At 70.2% G+C, this 19,726-nt stretch carries 18 protein-coding genes; 10 read left to right on the top strand and 8 right to left on the bottom strand.

Features of this window, described 5'->3' with window-relative positions:
• Window positions 1–152: 152 nt before the first annotated feature.
• On the bottom strand, window positions 153–1,310 hold the full coding sequence (locus AB0F41_RS17475) for a TIGR03364 family FAD-dependent oxidoreductase (protein WP_357424894.1): 1,158 nt from the start codon (window positions 1,308–1,310) through the stop codon (window positions 153–155).
• Between the two features lie 198 nt (window positions 1,311–1,508).
• Here AB0F41_RS17475 and AB0F41_RS17480 point away from each other — a divergent pair, with 198 nt between their 5' ends.
• Both AB0F41_RS17480 and AB0F41_RS17485 read left to right on the top strand, forming a co-directional pair.
• Window positions 1,509–2,261: a GntR family transcriptional regulator gene (locus AB0F41_RS17480; RefSeq protein ID WP_357424896.1), complete on the top strand. Its 753-nt coding sequence runs from the start codon at window positions 1,509–1,511 to the stop codon at window positions 2,259–2,261.
• A gap of 160 nt (window positions 2,262–2,421) precedes the next feature.
• Window positions 2,422–3,621, top strand: coding sequence for a cytochrome P450 (locus AB0F41_RS17485; protein WP_357424898.1), 1,200 nt, complete (start codon window positions 2,422–2,424; stop codon window positions 3,619–3,621).
• A 31-nt stretch (window positions 3,622–3,652) separates the two neighbouring features.
• Here the strand turns inward: AB0F41_RS17485 and AB0F41_RS17490 are convergent, their stop codons facing one another.
• The 3 genes from AB0F41_RS17490 to AB0F41_RS17500 form a co-directional block, all read right to left on the bottom strand.
• Window positions 3,653–4,696, bottom strand: a complete 1,044-nt coding sequence (locus tag AB0F41_RS17490; protein ID WP_357424900.1) for an NAD(P)/FAD-dependent oxidoreductase — start codon at window positions 4,694–4,696, stop codon at window positions 3,653–3,655.
• A complete protein-coding gene (locus tag AB0F41_RS17495) occupies window positions 4,693–5,637 on the bottom strand; it encodes an AraC family transcriptional regulator (protein ID WP_357424902.1) in 945 nt (314 codons plus the stop codon). The genes AB0F41_RS17490 and AB0F41_RS17495 overlap by 4 nt, the downstream gene beginning before the upstream one ends.
• Before the next feature lie 208 nt (window positions 5,638–5,845).
• Window positions 5,846–6,796: an aminoglycoside phosphotransferase family protein gene (locus tag AB0F41_RS17500; protein ID WP_357424904.1), complete on the bottom strand. Its 951-nt coding sequence runs from the start codon at window positions 6,794–6,796 to the stop codon at window positions 5,846–5,848.
• A 271-nt stretch (window positions 6,797–7,067) separates the two neighbouring features.
• On the opposite strand from AB0F41_RS17500, the gene AB0F41_RS17505 reads away from it, so the two are divergent.
• Window positions 7,068–7,994, top strand: coding sequence for an alpha/beta hydrolase (locus AB0F41_RS17505; protein WP_357424906.1), 927 nt, complete (start codon window positions 7,068–7,070; stop codon window positions 7,992–7,994).
• A gap of 5 nt (window positions 7,995–7,999) precedes the next feature.
• On the opposite strand, the gene AB0F41_RS17510 is transcribed toward AB0F41_RS17505, so the two are convergent.
• Together AB0F41_RS17510 and AB0F41_RS17515 are read right to left on the bottom strand one after the other, a co-directional pair.
• Window positions 8,000–8,812, bottom strand: a complete 813-nt coding sequence (locus tag AB0F41_RS17510) for an ABC transporter permease (RefSeq protein WP_357424908.1) — start codon at window positions 8,810–8,812, stop codon at window positions 8,000–8,002.
• A complete protein-coding gene (locus tag AB0F41_RS17515; protein ID WP_357424910.1) occupies window positions 8,809–9,762 on the bottom strand; it encodes an ATP-binding cassette domain-containing protein in 954 nt (317 codons plus the stop codon). The genes AB0F41_RS17510 and AB0F41_RS17515 overlap by 4 nt, the downstream gene beginning before the upstream one ends.
• Window positions 9,763–9,853: 91 nt before the next feature.
• Between AB0F41_RS17515 and AB0F41_RS17520 the strand changes: the two genes are divergently transcribed.
• The 3 genes from AB0F41_RS17520 to AB0F41_RS17530 all read left to right on the top strand — a co-directional run bounded on the left by AB0F41_RS17520 (window position 9,854) and on the right by AB0F41_RS17530 (window position 12,991).
• The gene (locus AB0F41_RS17520; protein WP_357424912.1) at window positions 9,854–10,549 is read left to right on the top strand and encodes a TetR/AcrR family transcriptional regulator C-terminal domain-containing protein; all 696 of its coding nucleotides are present in this window, start codon (window positions 9,854–9,856) and stop codon (window positions 10,547–10,549) included.
• A 319-nt stretch (window positions 10,550–10,868) separates the two neighbouring features.
• Entirely contained in the window at window positions 10,869–12,410 is a 1,542-nt protein-coding gene (locus AB0F41_RS17525) for an MFS transporter (protein ID WP_357424914.1), read from the top strand.
• The gene (locus tag AB0F41_RS17530) at window positions 12,407–12,991 is read left to right on the top strand and encodes a TetR family transcriptional regulator (RefSeq protein ID WP_357424916.1); all 585 of its coding nucleotides are present in this window, start codon (window positions 12,407–12,409) and stop codon (window positions 12,989–12,991) included. Before AB0F41_RS17525 ends, AB0F41_RS17530 begins: the two co-directional genes overlap by 4 nt.
• 86 nt (window positions 12,992–13,077) lie before the next feature.
• Here the strand turns inward: AB0F41_RS17530 and AB0F41_RS17535 are convergent, their stop codons facing one another.
• A complete protein-coding gene (locus tag AB0F41_RS17535) occupies window positions 13,078–13,854 on the bottom strand; it encodes an SDR family oxidoreductase (protein ID WP_357424917.1) in 777 nt (258 codons plus the stop codon).
• Between the two features lie 281 nt (window positions 13,855–14,135).
• Between AB0F41_RS17535 and AB0F41_RS17540 the strand changes: the two genes are divergently transcribed.
• The 3 genes from AB0F41_RS17540 (at window position 14,136) to AB0F41_RS17550 (ending at window position 16,971) form a co-directional block, all read left to right on the top strand.
• Window positions 14,136–14,777 (top strand): TetR/AcrR family transcriptional regulator, encoded by a 642-nt coding sequence (locus AB0F41_RS17540; RefSeq protein ID WP_357424919.1) that lies wholly within the window; start codon window positions 14,136–14,138, stop codon window positions 14,775–14,777.
• 84 nt (window positions 14,778–14,861) lie between these two features.
• The gene (locus AB0F41_RS17545) at window positions 14,862–16,259 is read left to right on the top strand and encodes a lipase family protein (RefSeq protein WP_357424921.1); all 1,398 of its coding nucleotides are present in this window, start codon (window positions 14,862–14,864) and stop codon (window positions 16,257–16,259) included.
• Between the two features lie 49 nt (window positions 16,260–16,308).
• Entirely contained in the window at window positions 16,309–16,971 is a 663-nt protein-coding gene (locus tag AB0F41_RS17550; protein WP_357424923.1) for an O-methyltransferase, read from the top strand.
• A 4-nt stretch (window positions 16,972–16,975) separates the two neighbouring features.
• Here the strand turns inward: AB0F41_RS17550 and AB0F41_RS17555 are convergent, their stop codons facing one another.
• Entirely contained in the window at window positions 16,976–18,391 is a 1,416-nt protein-coding gene (locus tag AB0F41_RS17555; protein ID WP_357424925.1) for a DUF2252 domain-containing protein, read from the bottom strand.
• Window positions 18,392–18,541: 150 nt separating this feature from the next.
• On the opposite strand from AB0F41_RS17555, the gene AB0F41_RS17560 reads away from it, so the two are divergent.
• Window positions 18,542–19,705, top strand: coding sequence for an ROK family protein (locus AB0F41_RS17560; RefSeq protein ID WP_357424927.1), 1,164 nt, complete (start codon window positions 18,542–18,544; stop codon window positions 19,703–19,705).
• Window positions 19,706–19,726 lie beyond the last annotated feature (21 nt).

A 19,726-nucleotide genomic window follows, 5' to 3' on the forward strand; every position in this document is an offset into this window, starting at 1 on the left:
CCGGTGTCGCTACGGCGCCGGACCGCTTGCGTTCGCCGGGTCCGCGTGAGCGTCACGGCATCGCGCACGCGACTCCTGTTACCGGTATGTACGGACGCCGCGCGGGGGCTGCTCGCGGCGCCGTAGTGCGACTGCCGTGGTTCGCGGGGCGGTCAGACCAGCCCGTCGAGCACGGTCGGGGCCAGGCCCAGGGCCGTCGTCATCCCGATACCGGAGGTCACCGAGACGACGCGGATACCCGGCGCCGGTGTGGCGACCAGGAAGTCGGTGGTGGGGGAGTCGGCGTAGATGCCGCGCCACCGCCGCCGCACGGTGAGGCGGTCGGTGGCGAACAGCCGGGCGCCTTCGCGCAACACCAGCTCGCTGACCCATTCCTCGTCGAACGGGGCGTGGGTGCGCTCGTAGTGGTGGGTGTCGCCCAGGACGATCGACCCGTCGGGACGCTGGGTGAGCATCAGGTTCATCACGACCTCGAGCGTTTCCGGTGCCCGCTCGGTGATTTCGGCGCGCACTTCCGCCGCCGCGGGGGTAGCGGCCAGGCCGCCGTAGCGGAGCATGGAGTGGCCGGTGAGGACGGCCGGGTCGATCCGCACGTCACCCGGCGGCGCGACCTCGAGCATATGGAGGCGGCACCGGCGCACGCCGTGCTCCGCGGCGAGCGCGGGGAACAGCCGGTCCACATCGTGGCCGGTGGCGTGCACGATCGCGGTCGCGGCCAGGTCGCCACGGGGGGTGTGGACCGCGCCTTCGGAGAGTGAACCCACCTGGGTGTGCCAGGTGAAGGTCACGCCGCGGGTGGCCAGCCAGGCGGCGAGGGCGGGGACGGCGGCGCGGGGGTCGACACGCAGATCCAGCGGTAGGTGGGCGCCGCCGGTGATCTCGCTGTTCGCGTGCGTGGCGGCGGGGAACATCCGGCCCACCTCGTCCCGGGTCAGGAGGCGGACCTGGTCGCGGCCCCGCTGGGCGGCGAACTCCTCGAGGACGGCCTGTTCGGCGGCGCTACGGGCGACGACCAGGGTGCCGGCCCGGACGACCTCGAAACCGGCGAGTTCGCCGAGCCGCAGCCATTTCTCGCGGGCGGCCCAGGCGTAGTCGAGGGCGACTCCGGTCTGCGGGGTGGCGCAGATATGGCCGAAGTTGCGGACGGACGCCCCGACCGCGCGGGTGTCGCGTTCGAGCACCGCGACCCGCATCCCGCGTTCGACGGCATCGACGGCATGGGCGAGGCCGACGATCCCGGCGCCGACGACGGCGAGATCGATCGGACCTGCCGGCAGGGCGGGGGTGGTGGGTTCCGTGGAGGCTGGCATAACCGGAAGCCTGGCATTCCGGTATGGCGTGTAGCCAGATGTCGGGGCAACTTGTATAGATAAGTTCACCGGATGTTAGGCCAGCTTGCCGCGTTGGGGGTCGGCCTCGGCGGTGGTGATGCGTGATACTTGTCTGGTCAAGATGGGCTCTGGTCGAGAGGGCCTCCGCCGAGACCACGACCCGATGGAGAGGACCACGTGGCCCCACCGCTGCACGCCCGCGTTTCCGCGGCACTCCGCGATCGGATCGCCCGGGGTGAACTCCCTCCCGGCGCTGCGCTGCCCTCCGAAGCCCGCCTGTGCGAGGAATTCGGGGCGTCGCGCGGCACGATCCGCAACGCGCTGGCCACTCTCCGGCACGAGGGGTTGATCGCGGGTGGCCAGGGCAAGCCGCCGGTGGTGCGCGATTCCGCGCTCGGGCAGCCGTTCGAAACGCTGCTGTCGTTCACCGCGTGGGCGCGGCGGATCGGCCGGACGCCCGGTCAGCGCACCCTGGAGATCGCGCGCCGCGGCGCCTCGGCGACCGTCGCCGACGCACTCGGAATCGACGAGGACACACCGGTGATCGAACTGCTGCGCCTGCGATCGCTCGACGGTGAACCGGTGCTGCTCGAGCGCGCCGCGTTCGTGGAGCCGGTCGGGCGGCTCCTGTTCGATTTCGACCCGGACGCCGCGTCGATCTACGCCTCCCTCGCCGAGCGGGGTGTGGACCTGCACGCGGCCCGCCACACCATCGACGCGATCGGCGCGGACCCCGAGGATGCGGCGTTGTTGGGGACAATGCCGGGTGCGCCGCTGTTGCGCGAACGACGCCGCACACTGTCCTCCGACGGGGTGCCGCTCGAATACGGTGACGACCGCTACCGCCCCGACCGGGTCAGTTTCACCATCGACAACACCCGCCCGGCGGGATTCGGCCACGATCTGACGGTGGTCGAGGACGCCGGATGATCGGCAAAAAGCCCGGAATGTCCGGAGTTTCGGGAAGGCGGTAATCACGTTCCGGTGCACCGGAATGCCGGTGCGGGGCACGAATCACCGCTCCGATTGTGAGGGCCCGGGCCGCCTCTCACACTTGGCTCAGTTCCAGAGAGAAGAGCCGGGAGAAAACATGTCCGAGTCCTTGATTCAGCTTCCGACGCCGGGAGAATCCATCCTCGAAACCCACGAGCGGATCCTGCGTGCCGGTGAGATCGTACCCATCGAACTGCCCGGCGGGGTGCCGGCCTATATGGCGGTCAGCTACAACGCGATCAGCGAGGTCCTCGACGACAAGATTTTCGCCAAGCACCACTCGAACTGCCCCGCCCTGAGCGACGGCACGATTCCCGCCGACTGGCCGCTGCGCCCGCTCACCGATGCCGAACATATGCTCAACCAGGACGGCGCCGCGCATCGGCGACTGCGGACGAAGATCAACAAAGCCTTCACACCCGGGCGAATCGCCGCCATGGAACCCCGTATCCAGCAGATCGCCGACGACTTCATCGATGCCCTGCCCGATACCGAGGTCGTCGATCTGGTCGCGAACTACACCACCCCCCTGCCGGTTCGGGTGATCTGCGAACTGTTCGGGGTGCCCGAGGACGAACAGCCGCAGATCAAGACCTGGACCCTGACGGTCGTCTCGGCGACCGCGACCGGCGAGGAGACGCAGGCGGCGATGGCCGCGATGGGCGCCTACTTCGCCGAACTGATCGAGCGTAAACGGCGCGAACCGGGTGACGATCTCACCTCGGCGTTGCTGGAGGCCAACGCCGACAACGATCTCAGCGACGAAGAACTGATCATGATCCTGTGGGTGGTGATCGTCGCGGGCCACGAGACCACCGTCCACCTGCTGGGCAACACGGTGATCGCGCTGCGGGAACATCCCGGCCAGCTCGCGCGCATCGGTGCCGAGGACCGCTGGGCGGACGCGGTGGAGGAGGCACTGCGGTACACCTCGCCGGTGGTGGCCGCGCTGGGACGTTACCCCCGTGCGGATGTGACCGTCGCCGGTGTGGAAGTACCGAAGGGCAGCATGGTGCTGTGGCACGGCGGTGTCGGGCGCGATCCGTCGCGAACCGCCGAGCCGAATATCTTCGATATCGACAACGACCACCGCGACCAGCTCGCCTTCGGCCGCGGGCCGCATTTCTGCCTGGGCGCGCCGCTGGCCCGGCTGGAAGCCCGTATCGCCCTGCAGACGCTGTTCACCCGGTACCCCGACCTGGATCTGGCGATCCCGGCCACGGATATCGACTACCTCGTCCAGATCGCCACGGTCGGCCCGGCCTCGCTCCCGGTGCGCCTGAAGCCGGGGTCGTAACACCGGCGGACCCGGCCGTCCGCCACTACGCTCAGGCCCGCATCCGGCGCGCCACCCGCTCCCGTTCGTCGGTGATCGCGCGGCGGCGGGTGCGCATGGCGTCGGCCGGGGAGCCGCCGGTGACGATCGCGTGGTGCACCGCCTCGATATCCTCGATACCCTCGCGCGCGCCCACACCGGCGGCGGGTGTGATGGCATGGTCGGCGTCGCCGACGAGGATCACCGGAGCGGCCGGCGCCGCCGCGGTCGCGAGCGCGACATTGCGTGCGTTGGAGACGTGAACCTGTTCGGTGGCCGAGACCAGCAGTTCGGTCAGTTCCCGGACCGAGCCGGGCGCCACCGCTGTCACCGCCCCGGCCCAGCGGCCGGCCGGCACGATCCCGGTCTCGGTGGCCGGCAGCGGGTCCCGTTCGATGCGCAGGAACCAGAGTGCCGCGTCGGCGCCGGGGCGCCAGATATGCCCGAAAGTGGTGGCGGGGCGGGTGCCGGACGCGGATTCGGCGTGGAAGTGCAGAACGTACGGGTCGGTCGGGCATTCCACGGGTGTCGCGGTCATTCCGTAGATCACGACATCACCCGCGTATTCCGGGGTGCGGCCGGGTTCGATACCCGCCCGCGCGACCGAATCGATACCGTCGGCGCCGATCACCAGGTCACGGGCGGTGACCGTGCGGTCGCCGATCCGCAGGGTGGTGTGGCCGGTCGGCGCGTCCACCGCCACCTTCTCGATCGGGCTGCCGTAATCGATCTCGGCGCCCGCGTCGAGCGCGAACCGGTTCAGCACCGCGATCAGCTCACTGCGCAGCCAGAACCGATGTCCCTCGCTGGGACGCCGCCGGGTGACCCCGTCGCCGGGGGTGTACTGCAATTCGCTCAGCGGATACGAGACGGCGTGCAACTGCTCCTCCGGCACTCCGAGGGAGACGAGACTGCGATGGCCACGACCGTCGAGGATCAGGAACGCCCCGCCGCCTCCGCCGTTGCGCTGCTCGTAGACCGTGACCGGCCGGCCGGACCTCGAAAGGGCGCCGGCCAGTGCGGTTCCCGCGATCCCGCTGCCCAGAATGGTGATCATCGAATCCTTCCGATAGGGGTGTTCTCGGAGAGCCGATGCCTACGGTAGTCGCGGGGTGTCATACCGAACCGCTCCCGGAACGCCGCGGAGAACCAGGAGGCGGTGAACCCGCACCGGGTGGCCAGTTCGGCGATGGTCATGGTGGCGTGCGGATCCTCGAGCAGATCGCGCGCCACCCGCAGGGCCTCCTCGCGCCGGACCTCGCGGAACGTGGTTCCCGACTCGCTCAGCACGACTCGTAACTGCCGCGCCGACCAGCCGAGGGCGTGCGCGACAGCGGGCAGCCGGACATCGGCGTGGCCGATATTGTCGCGCAGATGACGCCGCACGGATTCGGCGACCTCGGCGTGCTGGGCGCGCTGCGGCTGCGTGTCACCGGCGGCCAGCATGCACAGCAGTTCGGTGACCCGATCGCAGACCGCGTTGAATTCCCGTTCCGACAGGCGTGATTGTTCGGCGTGGATACCCCGGATCATGGTGTCGGCGATCCGGCCCAGGCCCCGGGTCATATCCAGGACCATGTTCATATGCGATCGAGGCCGTATCCGGTTCTCGAACTCGGTGCGCGGTATCTCCAGCGCGAACGCCGTCGAATCGGGTATGTGCAGGTGGCACGGGACCTCCAGTCCGGCCACCAGCGCCCGGCCGGCCCCGACCTGGGTCACGTCGTCGCGAAAACGTACCGCGAAGGTGCCGCGATCGGGCACGACGACCCAGTAGAAATCGTCCCCCGGATCGTCGCGGATATGCCTGCCGGTGCGGGTGCACAGGCGTGAACCGTGCTGATCCCAGCGCAGCACGGTGTAGACGTTGGACTCCTGTGAGGCGAGTGCCGAGTCCCAGCGCTCGATTTCGCGGAATTCGTGTGCCATCGGCACGAAACCGTCGGCGAGCTGGGTGAAGGTTTCCGGGCCACAGTCGGCCACGCTGATGGAACGCATGATGATCATCCCCTCGATCAGGATCGGCTGCTACCCGGGTCAGTTCGCCGATACGATCCGCGGGACAACCCTACTGGCCGAGGCACGGACATGTGTGCCGGAACCGGGAGCCGGGCTCGAGGTGTCCGGTTCGCTCCGCTCAGTGAGACCCGTTCGCTCCGCTCAGTGAGATCCGTTCAATCCGCTCAGTGACATTCGTTCGCTCCGCTCAGTGACATTCGTTCGCTCCGCTCAGCGCCCCTGCCACCTGCCGGTACCGCGCCGCGTCGGCGGGGCGGCCGTCGTCGACCGACCAGATGATCTCCTCCACCGCGCGCATCAGGGCCCAGCCCCGCGCCCGGCCCCGGTCCACCTCGAGGGCGTCGGCCGTCGCGGCCAGCAGGCGCGGGACCAGCGCGGGGTCGGGATCGGTCTCCACCTGTTTCATGATCAGGAATCCGGCGTCGAAGGCCGCTTCACCGAGGTATCCCTTCGGGTCTATCAACAGCCACGGCTCCCGTTCGGCGGCCACGATATTGCCCAGATGGGTATCGCGGTTGACGATCAGCAGCGGACCGTCCGGTTCGGCCAGCGCCGCGCACCAGTCGCGGGCCCGGCCGAGCAGCGCGTCGTCGAGGTAGGTGACCGGTGGCGCGTCCGCGAGCCGGTGAGCCCAGCCGGACACGATATCGGCGACGAGCGGGAGCGCGGGAAACCCCTCCGGGAGTTCACCGGGCGTGCGGCGCAGCCGCCGGTACAGCGCGCAGGCGAGCCGGACCCGGTCGCGGTGCTCGGGCAGACCTTCCAGCGGGATCTCCGGCTGCGGTACGAGCGGCGTACCGGGCACGGCCCATTCGAGCAGCATCGCACCGCTGCCGGGGTCGTATTCGAACAGCCGGACGGCGCCGTCCCCGTCGTACCAGTGCAGGGCGGCCACTTCGCCGAGGTCCTCCTCGTCGACGACCGGGATCTTCAACACCGCGAGCGTGCCGTCCTCGCGGCGAACCGGCGCCGCGAACGAGTGCGTCCCGCCCTCGAACGACTCCCCGATCACCTCGAGCCCCCACGCCCGGCAGCGGTCGGCGACCATCCGCGGCAGATCGGCCAGCCAGTGTTCACCTCGTTCGCCGAATACCGTGCGGACGGTGGCGGTCACCTCGGGAGGCAGCGTGATCGGCATCGGTCCAGGGTGTCGGCCCGGTACCACTCTGGCAAGCGGTTTTGCCTCCGCCCGCGGGAAGGATCGCGCGGTTCGGATCGGATGCGATCGATTGCCGGGCGGCGCGTGCGCGGGTGGGGCGGATCTCGGACCGGGTGAGCCCCACGATCGGTGCGCACGGTGGGTCCGAGGCGGTGCGCCGGAAGCGCTGCGGTAGCGCGAAGGGGCCGCGTACGCTGCGTGGGCAGGCCGGACGCGGTACCGGTCCGACCACGAGAGGATGGACGCGACGATGGCGTCGGACTACGTCTTCCACCCCGAACTGCGCCGGGCGCGGTTCCTGCCCCGGACCGTCGTGAACCGCCGAACCCTCGGCCTCATCCGCAGGGTCACCGCGCGCGCCGCCCGGGCACAGCCCGCCGGCGGCACCATCGAACGGGTCGACGACCGGGTGACGGTCCGGGTGTTCCGGCCCGCCGGGGCCGCCGGGCGGGTGCCCGGGTTGTTGTTCGTGCACGGCGGCGGCTACGTCATCGGCAATGCCGCCATGGGCGACCGGTTCTGCCGGCTGGTGGCCGACCGGCTCGGTGTGGTCGCGGCATCGGTGGAGTACCGGCTGGCGCCCGAACATCCCTATCCCGCCCCGCTCGACGACTGCTACGCCGGTCTGTGCTGGCTGGCCCGGCAACCCGATATCGACTCCGAGCGGATCGCGGTCGCGGGGGAGAGCGCGGGTGGTGGGCTGGCGGCGGCGCTGACCCTGCTCGCCCGGGAGCGTGCCGAGGTGCGGCCCGTGTTCCAGCTGCTGTCCTATCCGATGCTCGACGACCGGACCTCGGCGCGGGCGGAGGTCGATCCGCGCCGGCTGCGGATGTGGAGCCGGCGTAACAACCGCTTCGGGTGGACGTCCTATCTCGGCGCCGCGGCCACCGCGGCGGAGATTCCGGCACTGGCGGCGCCGGGTCGCTGTGACGATCTGGCCGGGCTCCCACCGGCCTGGATCGGTGTGGGCACCCATGATCTGTTCTACGACGAGGACATCATCTACGCCGAACGCCTGCGTGCGGCCGGTGTGGCCTGCACGCTGTACGAGGTACCGGGCGCGTACCACGGGTTCGACCTGGTCGAACCGGGCGCCGGTGTCTCGCGGGTGTACCGGAACGCCCAATTGGCCGCCCTGTCCGCGGCGCTCGGCGACAGCGACCGCGTCTCGTCCTGAACCGGTCAGGCCCGCGTCGAGCCGTAGTTCCGGACCGCCACCGGTACGGTCACCAGCAGCATCACCACGATCCAGAACACCGACGCGGCGATCGGTTCCCGCAGCGGCCACGCGGCGCCCTCGGCCACCACTCCCGGCGCCCCGAACAGTTCGCGCAGCGCGGCGACGACGGCGCTCACCGGGTTCCATTCCGCGATCGCCCGCACCGCCGAAGGCATCGATTCGGTGGGCACGAAGATATTCGAGAACATGATCGTCCCGAAGATCAGGGGCGCGACCTGCTGCAGCATCTGCTCGTCGCGGATCGCTGAGCCGAGGCAGATCCCGGCCCAGCCCAGCGCGAAACGGAACACCAGCAGCAGCGCGGCCGCACCGGCGATACCGGCCGGACCGGCCTCGATCCGCCAGCCCGCGAGCAATCCGACTCCGGACATGAGCAGCAGGGCGAGACCGCCGGTGACGGTTTCGGCGAGTGCGAGCCCGGCCGGCACCGATATCGCCGGGAGCGGCAGGGCCCGGAACCGGTCGGTGAGCCCACTGCTCAGATCCGAATTCGCGGTGGTGGCGGTCGCGGCCAGACCCATCGCCGCGACCAGGACCAGGACCCCGGGCGTGAGATACGAGCGATACGCGGCGGCGTCGGCGGTACCGGCGAGTGCGCCGCCGAAGACGAATCCGAACAGCAGCATCATGCCTGCCGGGGCGGCGAGGGTCACTGCGAGCAGTCCGGGGGAGTGTTTGTAGGACAACAGGATACGGACGAAACTGGTGCGGACGGCGGACAGCGGGGAAGGCGGGCGCGGGGTGAGCGCGGTCATCGGGTGATCCTCTGGGTCGGGCCGGTGAGGGCGAGGAAGGCATCGTCGAGGGTGGCGCGGCGGCGGCCGATATCGTGCACATCGATACCGGCGGTGTCGAGGGCGCGCAGGATCGGCAGCAGCGGGATATCCGCCTGCGGAAACGAATACGACAGGGTCGCGGCATCCGGGACATCCGAGTCGCCGCCGCCGGTGGGGACACCGCCGAAACCCGTGATCACCGTGGTGATGTCGTCGCCGCGGCGGGCGTCCGCGACGATATCCAGGCCGCCCCCGATCTCGGCGGTGAGGTCGTGCGGCGTCCCGGCCGCCACCACCCGGCCCGCATCGAGAATGGTGACGGTATCGGCGAGCCGGGCGGCCTCCTCCAGATACTGGGTGGTGAGCAGGACCGCCGTGCCCGCCGCCACGAATTCGCGGATACAGCCGTAGATCTGGTTGCGGCTGCGGGGATCGAGTGCGGTGGTCGGTTCGTCCAGGAACAGCACGGCGGGGCGCACCACCATCGCCGCGACGATATCCAGACGCCGCCGCATACCGCCGGAATACTCCCGCGCCGGCCGGTCCGCCGCGGCCGTGAGATCGAATCGTTCGAGGAGTTCGCGGGCGTGGTCGCGGGCACGGCGGGCGGGCAGGCCGTTCATCCGGCCGAACATGGTGAGGTTCTCGGCGCCGGTGAGCCGTGGGTCGATCGCGTGGAACTGACCCACCAGGCCGATCCGGCGTTTCACCTCGCGGGCGTCACGGACGGTGTCGTGCCCGGCGATCCGGGCGTATCCGGCGCTGGGGCGCACGAGGGTTGCCAGCATCCGCACGGTGGTGGTCTTCCCGGATCCGTTGGGTCCGAGCAAGGCGTGGACCCGGCCCGCGGCCACATCGAGATCGACGGAATCGACCACGGTTCTGTCACCGTAGATCCTGGTCAGGCCGCCGGTTTCGATTACCGTCATGGCCGCTCCTTAATTGGGAACAATGTTCGCTGATCAATAATCTACGCGAATGCGAACAGTGTTCGCAAACCTCTCGAGGCATGCTTGTCCGATGCCCTCCGCCGAACCGACGACTGCGCTGTGGCTGCGGACCGGTGACTCCAGGCCCGGCCCCCGGCCCGGCTTCACCCTCGACGACATCGCGGCGGCCGCGGTCCGGCTCGCCGACGCCGAAGGGTTGCGCGCGCTCTCGATGCGCCGGGTCGCCGAGGAGATGGGCACCGGCGCCGCGTCCCTGTACCGCTATGTCTCCGGGAAGGGTGACCTGCTGTCGCTGATGTACGACCGGGTCGCCGGGGAATGTGAATTCGCGCCCGCCACCGGCGATCTGCGCGCCGACGTCCTCGACGCCGCCGAACGGACCCGTGCCCTGTACCGCCGGCACGGCTGGCTCGCCGAGGTGCGCCCCGGCACCCTCGGGCCCAACGGTCTGCGCTACTTGGACCATATGGTCGCGGTCCTCGCGCCGGCGGGGCTCACCCCGGCGGCGACGATGCACGGGATCGCGATGATCTCCGGCTGGGTGACGGTATTCGCCGCCCAGGAGGCCTCGGGGCAGGCGGTGGGCGCCACCGGCGGTGGGGCCGAGCATATTGCCGCGATGATGTCTCTCGGCGACTACCCGCACCTGACCGCGCTGTTCGCCGGCTCCGACGCACCGGCCGAAGCGCCGGTGGACGCCGACGCCGCCTTCCGGGCCGGTATCGACGCCCTGCTCTTCGGTATCGGCGGGTCCTCGCCGCGGTGACGCCGCTGTCGCGGCCGTGAATTCGCCGGCCGCCCTCGTCGGCGGTCCGGCGGCGTTCTCTGCATCCGGGTAGGTCATCCGGCCGGGCTGGGTGGCGATGGTCTTGCCGGGCTTTCGATTGCCTCCCCCGTCGGGTTCGACGAGCGTGCGCCGGCCGAGGCCGGGTCGTGTGGCGCGTCGGTCGATCACCTTGCGAGCAGGCTCCGCCTGTCCTCCGTGCTCGAGGTGGGGCGTTCGCGTGTGGCAACTCGCACCACCTTCTTTTTTGAACGATGGTACAACTAGTACGATAGTTCAACTAGAGTGAAGAGGCGGCACGATGAAACCGAGACAGTCGGCTGGATGGCGGGAATGGGGTGGCCTTGCCCTGCTGGCATTGCCAACCATGTTGCTGGGACTCGATGTCACGGCGCTCTACCTCGTGGTCCCGGGTTTGGCCGCGGACCTGGAGCCGACCGCGACCGAGACGCTGTGGATCATGGATGCCTACGGCTTCCTCATCGCCGGGCTTCTGATCACGATGGGAACATTGGGCGACCGGATCGGACGGCGCCGGCTGCTGATGATCGGAGTGGCGGCGTTCGCCGCGGCGTCGGTCGCAGTGGCGTTCGCTCCGACGGCCCTGTGGCTGATCGCGGCGCGCGCGCTACTCGGCGTGGCCGGAGCGACGCTGATGCCCTCGACCCTATCCCTGATCAGCACTATGTTCACCGACGCCCGGCAGCGCGCACTGGCCCTCGGGGTCTGGGCGACGATGTTCGCCGTGGGGATGGCCGCGGGCCCGGTCGTGGGTGGGATCCTGAGCGCCGCCTTCTGGTGGGGCGCGGTCTTCCTCATCGCGATCCCGGTCGCAGTGCCGGTGCTGGTCGCCGCTCCGACGCTGCTTCCCGAGCATCGGACCCGTGGCGGTCGGCTCGACCTGCTCAGTGTCGGGTTGTCGCTGGCGGCGCTGCTGCCGATCATCTACGCGATCAAGCATGCCGCCTCCCACGGCATGGACCTCCAGGCCGTGGCCGCTGCCCTTGTCGGTGGTGGCGCCACCGTCGCGTTCATCCGTCGTCAGCTGCGCCTCGCGGAGCCGCTGCTCGATATGAAGCTGTTCGCCGGCCGGGCCTTTTCCGCGGCGCTGGCCGTATTGTTGATCGGCCTCGTCGGGTTCGGTGGCGTGATGTTCCTGGTCACCCAGTACCTGCAACTCGTCGCGGACCTCTCGCCGACGACGGCCGGGCTGTGGATGGGCCCGCCCGCGCTGGCCATGCTCATCGGGGCCATCGGGGCACCGCTCGTGGCCGCCCGTATCTCACCCGGGGTCGTCATGGCCGCCACTTCGGCGCTGTCGCTGGCCGGATACACGCTGCTGGCCCTGGCCGGGACCGAGAGCAAGCATGCCGTCGTCGCCGGCTTCGCCCTGGTCTACCTCGGGCTCGGGGTCATCGCCGCGCTGGGCACCGATATCGTCGTGGGCGCGGCACCTCCGGAAAGGTCCGGATCGGCGGCCGCACTGTCCGAAACCGTTCAAGAGCTCGGCATCGCCGCCGGTGTCGCGCTCCTGGGCAGCTTCAGCACCGCCCTCTACCGCGGGAGCATCGAGGTTCCCTCCGGGATGTCGGCACCGGTGGCCGAGATCTACCGCGACAGTCTCGCCGGCGCCGAATCCCTGGAGAACCGGATATCGGCAGAGGCTCTCGACCATGCGCGTACCGTGTTCACCGGCGGACTCAACACCGCCTCTCTCGCAGCGGGTATCGCCATCGCGGTCGCCTCCCTGGCCTGCTTCGTGATGCTGCGGCACCTCCGGCCCCTCGGCGCCGCAGCCCCTGAAGCGGAGCCGGTAACCTCGACCTCCGGGAGCGACCGATGACGGATGAAGCGATGGCGGCCGAGCAAGAAACTGTCGATGGACGCACACTGCGCGGCCGCCGGCGACGAGCCCAGATCATCGAGGCAACGCTGGAGATCGTCCGCCGCGACGGCGCGACCGGCGTCACCCACCGCACCGTCGCCAAGGAAGCCGGGATCACCACCAGCCTGACCCTCTACTACTTCGCCACCCTGGACGATCTGCTGGTGGCCGCCCTGACCAGCGTCACCGACGCATACACGCACCGCATCCGCGAACTCATCGACACCGAGGCGGACCCACTCGGCGGCCTCGCCGAACTCATCGCGGAATCGGCCGGGCCGGGCCGTGAGCGAGCGCTCGCCGAGCGGGAGCTGTCGACCCTCGCGGCACGCCGACCGGCCCTGCGACCGGTCGCGCGCCGCTGGCGCGACAACGTCGCCGAACTCGCCCGGACGCAGACCGATGACCTCGATGCGATCGAGGCCTTCGTCGCCATGTCCGACGGCCTGTGTACCGCGATCCTCCTCGACGACCACGAGGCCGACCCCGGCCATATCCGGGCAGTTCTCAGCAAGGCGCTATTGCGAAGCAGTCGGTAGGCGGCCGCATCGTGTGGTTTCCGACGCCCACGATTCGTGCCGCGAACGTCTGGCACCGCCACGCCTGAAGGGAGTCGTCGCGACGCTCAGAGGGCGTGACCGCCCGCCACCTGGAGTACCTGCCCGGTGATCCAGCGGGCCTGCCGCGACGCCAGGAACACCACCGCGTCGGCGATATCCTCCGGTTCGCCGACGGTGCCCAGCGGGACGGCCGCCCGAACCTGCTCCACCAGTTCCTCGCTCATCCAGCCCGTCTGCACCGGCCCGGGCGCGACCGCGTTGACCCGGATACCGGCCGCGGCCAGATCCAGTGCGGCGGCACGGGTGAGCGCTTCCAGTGCGGCCTTGGAGGTTCCGTAGCCGATCTGCCCGGGAAAGGCTCGCGCGGCATCGGTGGATATGTTGACGACGCAGCGCGGGCTGGTGCCGCCGCGCCGGCTCAGCTCGCCGATCAGCAGTGCGGGGGCGACCGCGTTGACGCGGAAATTGCGTTCGAGCGAGGCGAAGGTGGCGGTATCGATACGGTCCGGGCTTTCACAGTGGGCGGCATTGTTCACCACGATGTCCACCGGCCCGAGCCTGCGTTCCACCTCGTCGAACAGCGCGGCCGCCGAGTCCGGGGCGGCGAGATCCGCGGCGACGGTGATCGCGTCGCCGAGGCCGGCGGCCAGTTCCTCGACCCGGGCGGGTGCTGTCGCGGTGTGCTCCCAGCGCACGCCGTCGGGCGGCGGGTCCTGGGCGGGTAGGTGATGCAGTGCGGTCCGTGCGCCCTGGGCGGCGAATGCCCGCGCGATCGCGGCGCCGATTCCCGCGCTCGCCCCGGTCACCAGAACTACACGGCCGTCGAGTCCGGTATCGATCATCGGGCCAGGATCGCCAGCGGTGGTGCCGGAACGCAAATGAAATACCGGGAGTGGTCGAGACCGTTGTGGACCCGAGCCCCGGACAAGGCTGCGTCGGCGGCCCCGATTGCGCGGTAGAGCACCCGGACCTCCAACGGGGGTCCACGTGCCCAGGCAGTAGGGTGGGCCCGCCCGACCCGACCACAGGAGTGCGCAGGTATCAGAGTGACCCACTACCGGCCGGTCTCCCGTTTCGCCGGCGGGTGCCGCAGGTCCCCGGGTCCGAGTGGATCCGGGCGGATATGAGCGGCGCGCGCACCAGGCACAGCTATGCCGGGCGGTCGGTTGCCGAACGGCGGGCCGAGCGCCGAGCGCTGTTCATCGACGCCGGCCTGACGGTGTTCGCGCAGCGGTCGTACGCGGCGAGTTCCATCGCGGATGTCTGCGCCGTGGCGGGATTGTCGCGGCGGCAGTTCTACGAGCAGTACTCCGCGCGCGAGGAATTGCTGGTCGATGTGTACGACCATGTCCAGCAGCGGGCCCGGGCGGCGTTCGCCGACGGGCTGGCCGCCGCCGGTAGCGGCGATGCCCGGACGCTGATGGATGCGGCGCTGCGGGCCTACGTCGGTGCGATCACCGCGGACAACCGCTGGGTGCAGGTCGCTTTCGTGGAGATCGTGGGGGTGGGTCCGGAGGTCGAGCGGCATCGCGAGCGGGTGCGTACCGGCTGGGGCGAGGTGATCGCGGCGGCCGCCGCCGCGGTGCCGGGAGTGCGGACGCCCACGGGTGGCTGGGAGCTGGCGATGTCGGCGTTCATCGGCGCGGTGAACGGCGCCGTGCACCACTGGAGCCGGCAGCAACCGCGCCCGTCGGCCGACGATCTGCTCGCGGTGCTCTCGGCGCTGCTGGCGGCGTTGATCCTGCCGGCCTCCGGCGCCGACTGATTGTGTTGTCCGACACCGCCGTGCCATACTCTGCGCCATGTTTGAGACGTAGGCGTCTCAACGTGGTCGTGAGGATGTGGGTCGATGAGGACCGAGACCGGGCGGGTACGCCGGATCGGCACACTGCTGCTGAGCGCACTGCTGCTGACGGCGGTACCGATCGCCGGAACAGCCGGGGCGGAACCGAATCCGGACGTGGTGGAACCCGCACGGGTCCTGCCGTTGCCCCCCGAACTGGACCCGGGGTTCTATCGGCCGGCGGCCGAGACGGTCGCGGCCCACGCGCCCGGCGAGATCATCGCGGTACGGCGGGTGAATGTGGCCAATTTCGGTCTCGTCCCGCTGAACGTCGACGCCTGGCAGGTCTCCTACCGGTCCAACAACAGCCGCGACGAGGCCGTACCCGCCGTCGCGACCGTGCTGAAGCCGCGCGGCGCCGCGGCGGCGCCGCGCCCGCTGCTGTCGGTGCAGATCGCCGAGGATTCCACCGCCGGTTACTGCACGCCGTCCTATGCGCTACAGCATCTTTCGGCGGCCCCGCTCCTGGGCCAGATCGTCGCTCCCGCCGAGTTCGTCTTCGCGCAGGCGGCATTGCAGCAGGGCTGGGCGGTGGTGATCCCGGACCATCAGGGTCCCGACTCGGCCTATGCCGCGGGACCGCTGGCCGGCCGGATCACGCTGGACGGTATCCGGGCGGCCACCTCGTTCGCGCCGCTGGAATCCGGGCCGGCGGCGCCGGTCGGGATGTACGGCTATTCGGGCGGCTCGATCGCCACCGGTCATGCCGCGGAACTGCACGCCTCCTATGCCCCGGAACTGAACATCGTCGCGAGCGCGATGGGCGGTGTGGGCGCGGATCTGGGCGCCGCCCTGGAAATGGCGAACAATCAGGCGACCTCCGGACTCGTCTTCGCCGCGGTGATGGGATTGGCCCGCGAGTACCCGGATTTCGCGGACTTCCTGGACCGCAATCTCGATCCGGTCGGGAAAACCCTCATGACCCTCAAAGCGCCGCTGTGCGTGCAGTATCAGTCGGCCCTGCTGCCGTTCCTGAACCTCAAAGGGATGATGCGCACCCAGGGCGACCCGATGCGCGATCCCGCGGTCACCGCGATGCTCGACGACACCCGGATGGGCCGGTCGGTCCCCGATATGCCGCTGTTCGTCTGGCATTCGGCGTGGGACGAGATCCTGCCGCTGCCGGCCACGAACCGGCTCGTGGACACCTACTGCGCCGACCCCGGCGCCAGTGTCCAGTACACCCGCGATCACGCGAGTGAGCACATCGCGGCCGAGGTCACCGGGGGACCCGCGGCCCTGCTCTGGCTGCGCGACCGGCTCGGCGGCGTACCCGCACAACCCGGCTGCGCTACCGCGGACGTTGCGACGATGCTGGCCACGCCCGGTGAATTGCCTTTCCTCGCCTCGGTGTTCGGCGAGACCGTGGCCTCGTTTTTCGGGAAGCCGATCGGCGCCCGGTAGCGGCGGTCGGATCCGGCCGGGAGCCGCGGCGGGGTGGCAGACTGCGGGTATGAGTACACCTGATTGGGCGGATGTGGACCGGTACGTGGTGGACCATCTGGTGCGGGACACCGAATCGAGCGCGACGCTGCGGGCCAACGCCGACGCGGGGCTGCCGGCCATCGATGTCTCCGAGGCGCAGGGAAAGTTCCTGTCCCTGCTCGCCCGGTCCACCGGCGCCCGCCGGGTGCTGGAGATCGGCACCCTCGGCGGGTTCAGCACCCTGTGGCTGGCCCGCGGAGTCGGCGCCGAAGGCCTGGTCACCACGCTGGAATACGAATCGCGGCACGCCGAGGTGGCACGGGCGAATCTGGACCGCGCGGGCGTCGGCGAGCGGGTCGAGATCCGGGTCGGCGCGGCGATCGACAGCCTGCCGGTACTTGCTGATGAGCGGCCCGACCCCTACGACCTGATCTTCATCGACGCCGACAAGGTCAACAACGCCAACTATGTGCGCTGGGCGCTGCGGCTCGGCCGGCCGGGCGCGACGATCGTGGTGGACAACGTGGTGCGCGGCGGTGGTCTGGCCGACGACACCTCGGCCGACCCCGCCGTCCGCGCGAGCCGGGAACTGGTCGAATTGCTGGCCACCGAACCACGTCTGGACGCCACCGTCATCCAGACCGTGGGTGCGAAGGGCTGGGACGGGTTCGCGTTCGCGGTGGTGAACTAGCGGCTCACCCGTCGGTGGTCGCGGACGCGGTGATCCGGCCGTCGTCGATCGCCTGCCGCAGCAGGGCGTGGTCGCGGGCGCTCTGCTCGGCGTAGTCCTCGGCGAAGGCGGCCATGGCCTCGTCGAACTCCGTGCCGGTGCCGAGATAGCCCGCGAGCGCGAAACGGTCGCCGCCGCGGGCGTGCGCCTGGGCCAGCACCCGCGCGCACAGCCGGCCGTACAGCGTCATCATCTCGGGCGGCATCGTATCGATCACCGCGCTGCCCTTGCCGTCGCGCAGCTGGCGGACATAGAAGTCCCGGGTGACACCGTCGATATCGGGGCCCTGATGCCAGCCGAGGAAGATATCGCTGGCCGCCTGCATGAGGCGCTGCCCGGTGACCACCCGTTCGCCCTGGTTGCTGTATTGCGGGCCGTCCAGATACCCGGCGAGAACCGACGGTTGCGCCTCCTTGGCCTGCAGGAACAGTGGATCCCCGCCGGCGCCGCGCATGAGGATGATCCAGCAGCGGGTGCCGACACTGCCCACCCCGACGACCTTGCGGGCCGAATGCACGTAGTCGAAGCGGTCGAGCAGATACCGGCGGTCCGACTGCAGGGTGGCGCGATAGTCGACCAGCCGGTCCATCATGGTTTCGTGGATGCGGGCCGCGTCGGCCGCGGAGAACAGCTCTTCCACCGGGACGACCAGCGGCGGCATGCTCACGATCCGTGGGCGGCCGTCGTCGCCGGTGACGGTCAGTTTCGACAGCGCGTGCGCGCTGTCGCGGCCCCACGCCTTGTCGATGGCCTTGGTGACCCGTTTCCGGACCGAGGCGTCGACCACCTCCTTCACCTGCGCCATCTCCTCCGTGGCCGCGATATGGGCGTACCAGACCTCCAGTTCGCCGCGTCCGGCCAGCCGGGCCACCGTTTCGCGGTATTCGGCGCAGCAGGCCAGCGCGATCCGGCGGCGGTGTTTGGTTTTGAACCCGTTATCGCGTCCGGCGACGACCAGGCTGGCGACGAGGCGTTTGACGTCCCATTCGAACGGCCCCGGATACGTCTCGTCGAAATCGTTGACGTCGAAGGCGAGCCGCCGTTCGGGGGTGGCGAACAGGCCGAAATTGCTCAGATGCGCGTCCCCGCACAGCTGGGTGCGCAGACCGCTCCCGGGTGCGCGGGCCAGATCGTCGGCCATCACCAGCGCCGCGCCCCGGTAGAACGCGGTCTGCGAGGTCGCCATCCGGGCGTAGCGCACCGGTACGAGTTCCGGGACGCGGGTCGGGGCCTGGGATTCGAGCAGCGCCAGGGGATCGCGGTCGGTAGACGGTTGATACGCGGCGACGGCGTCGAACGGTGCCAGGTCGCGCTGCCGGACACCGGATGCGTGCCGCTGCTCGCGGGTATCGGCGAGGGCGGCAGCGGGCGGGCGGGACATCGGCCCAACCTAGAGCGGTGCCGACGGTGGCGTCGTCACCCGATCCGGGTGAAGCGGCGGGGCTTCGGATCACTCTGCGCTCAACCCTGCGTGGCGCACCCGCGCGTCGCTACCGTTTTCCGGCGGCGCGGTGATGAAGAGGTGGCGGCGATGGCGGACGGCAGCGCGGGATCGGTACTGCGGGCGGTACTGGAACTCGGGCACGCCCCGCGCAGCGTGATCGCCCGGCATGCCGCGATATCCCCCGCCACCCTCACCATGCAGTCCCGGGCGCTTATCGCCGCCGGACTGCTGGTGGAGCTGCCGGATACCACTGCCGCCGGGATCGGGCGGCCCTACAGCCCGCTGGCGCTCGACACCGACGGCAATGTGGTGGTGGGCGTACATATCGCGGCCGAGCACACGACGGTGGCGGTGGTGGACATCGCGGGCACGGTGGTGCGGAGCCGTCGCCTTCCGCATCCGTCCGCGGACCCCGGTGCGATCCTCGCGTCGGCGGGTGACCAGGTGCGCCGGATCCGGGACGAATGCGGCGCGCGGCGCATCCTCGGCATGGGGGTGGCGACCGGTGGATGGGTGGATACCGAGGCCGGTACCGTCGTGCACCACTCGTTTCTGGGCTGGCGCGATGTACCGGTGCGGGAGGTGCTGGCGGCCGCGACCGGGTTGCCGGCCGTACTGGACAACCACACCCGGGCGCTGATGTACGCGGAGCAGCTCTACGGCACGACCCGCGCGGCGCCGAGCTCGATCATGCTGTTCGTGGGCAATGTGATCGATGTGGCCTTCACGGTGCACGGGCGGGTGCACTACGGGCCGCGGTCGGCGGCCGGCTCGCTGGCCCGGTGGCTGGGTGGCTCCCCGGCGGGTCCGCTCGCTCCCGCCGAGCTCGAGCGGCTCGCCGATCACGCGTTGCTGCGCGCCGCCCGGGAGCGGTCGCCCGGGAGGTTCGCGAGTTTCCCGGATCTGCTGGACCACGCCGCGGAACCGCTGGTACAGGATCTGTTCCGCGAGCGCGCGGTCATTCTGGGCGGGGTGCTGGCGGCACTCATCGATCTGCTGGACCCAGCGGCGGTGGTGGTCAGTGATCGCGCCTACGCGCGGGTGCCGGGGGTGCGGGAGGCGTACCTGGACACCGTGGGCCACCAGGCGGGAACCGGTATCGAGCCGGATCACCTGATCACGGCGTCCTCGTTCCAGGGGCGGGTGCTGGAGACCGCGGCGGCCGCGGTCGCGTTGCAGCGGCTTTTCGACCGGCCGCTCGCCCCCTTCGCACCGGATCCCCGGGACGCATTCGACTCGGACTTAGTTTAATACGGACGAATATTGACGGTC

Origin of the sequence: Nocardia sp. NPDC024068, assembly GCF_040638875.1 — a bacterium.
Lineage (GTDB): Bacteria > Actinomycetota > Actinomycetes > Mycobacteriales > Mycobacteriaceae > Nocardia.

Excerpts from the sequence above, each read along its gene's own strand:
- AB0F41_RS17530 (WP_357424916.1), top strand. The coding sequence starts at position 12,407 with ATGACGGATGAAGCGATGGCGGCCGAGCAAGAAACTGTCGATGGACGC.
- AB0F41_RS17510 (WP_357424908.1), bottom strand. The coding sequence starts at position 8,812 with ATGACCGCGCTCACCCCGCGCCCGCCTTCCCCGCTGTCCGCCGTCCGC.
- AB0F41_RS17475 (WP_357424894.1), bottom strand. The coding sequence starts at position 1,310 with ATGCCAGCCTCCACGGAACCCACCACCCCCGCCCTGCCGGCAGGTCCG.
- AB0F41_RS17515 (WP_357424910.1), bottom strand. The coding sequence starts at position 9,762 with ATGACGGTAATCGAAACCGGCGGCCTGACCAGGATCTACGGTGACAGA.
- AB0F41_RS17520 (WP_357424912.1), top strand. The coding sequence starts at position 9,854 with ATGCCCTCCGCCGAACCGACGACTGCGCTGTGGCTGCGGACCGGTGAC.
- AB0F41_RS17540 (WP_357424919.1), top strand. The coding sequence starts at position 14,136 with ATGAGCGGCGCGCGCACCAGGCACAGCTATGCCGGGCGGTCGGTTGCC.
- AB0F41_RS17495 (WP_357424902.1), bottom strand. The coding sequence starts at position 5,637 with ATGCGTTCCATCAGCGTGGCCGACTGTGGCCCGGAAACCTTCACCCAG.
- AB0F41_RS17550 (WP_357424923.1), top strand. The coding sequence starts at position 16,309 with ATGAGTACACCTGATTGGGCGGATGTGGACCGGTACGTGGTGGACCAT.
- AB0F41_RS17535 (WP_357424917.1), bottom strand. The coding sequence starts at position 13,854 with ATGATCGATACCGGACTCGACGGCCGTGTAGTTCTGGTGACCGGGGCG.
- AB0F41_RS17485 (WP_357424898.1), top strand. The coding sequence starts at position 2,422 with ATGTCCGAGTCCTTGATTCAGCTTCCGACGCCGGGAGAATCCATCCTC.
- AB0F41_RS17505 (WP_357424906.1), top strand. The coding sequence starts at position 7,068 with ATGGCGTCGGACTACGTCTTCCACCCCGAACTGCGCCGGGCGCGGTTC.
- AB0F41_RS17545 (WP_357424921.1), top strand. The coding sequence starts at position 14,862 with ATGAGGACCGAGACCGGGCGGGTACGCCGGATCGGCACACTGCTGCTG.
- AB0F41_RS17560 (WP_357424927.1), top strand. The coding sequence starts at position 18,542 with ATGGCGGACGGCAGCGCGGGATCGGTACTGCGGGCGGTACTGGAACTC.
- AB0F41_RS17490 (WP_357424900.1), bottom strand. The coding sequence starts at position 4,696 with ATGATCACCATTCTGGGCAGCGGGATCGCGGGAACCGCACTGGCCGGC.
- AB0F41_RS17525 (WP_357424914.1), top strand. The coding sequence starts at position 10,869 with ATGAAACCGAGACAGTCGGCTGGATGGCGGGAATGGGGTGGCCTTGCC.
- AB0F41_RS17555 (WP_357424925.1), bottom strand. The coding sequence starts at position 18,391 with ATGTCCCGCCCGCCCGCTGCCGCCCTCGCCGATACCCGCGAGCAGCGG.
- AB0F41_RS17500 (WP_357424904.1), bottom strand. The coding sequence starts at position 6,796 with ATGCCGATCACGCTGCCTCCCGAGGTGACCGCCACCGTCCGCACGGTA.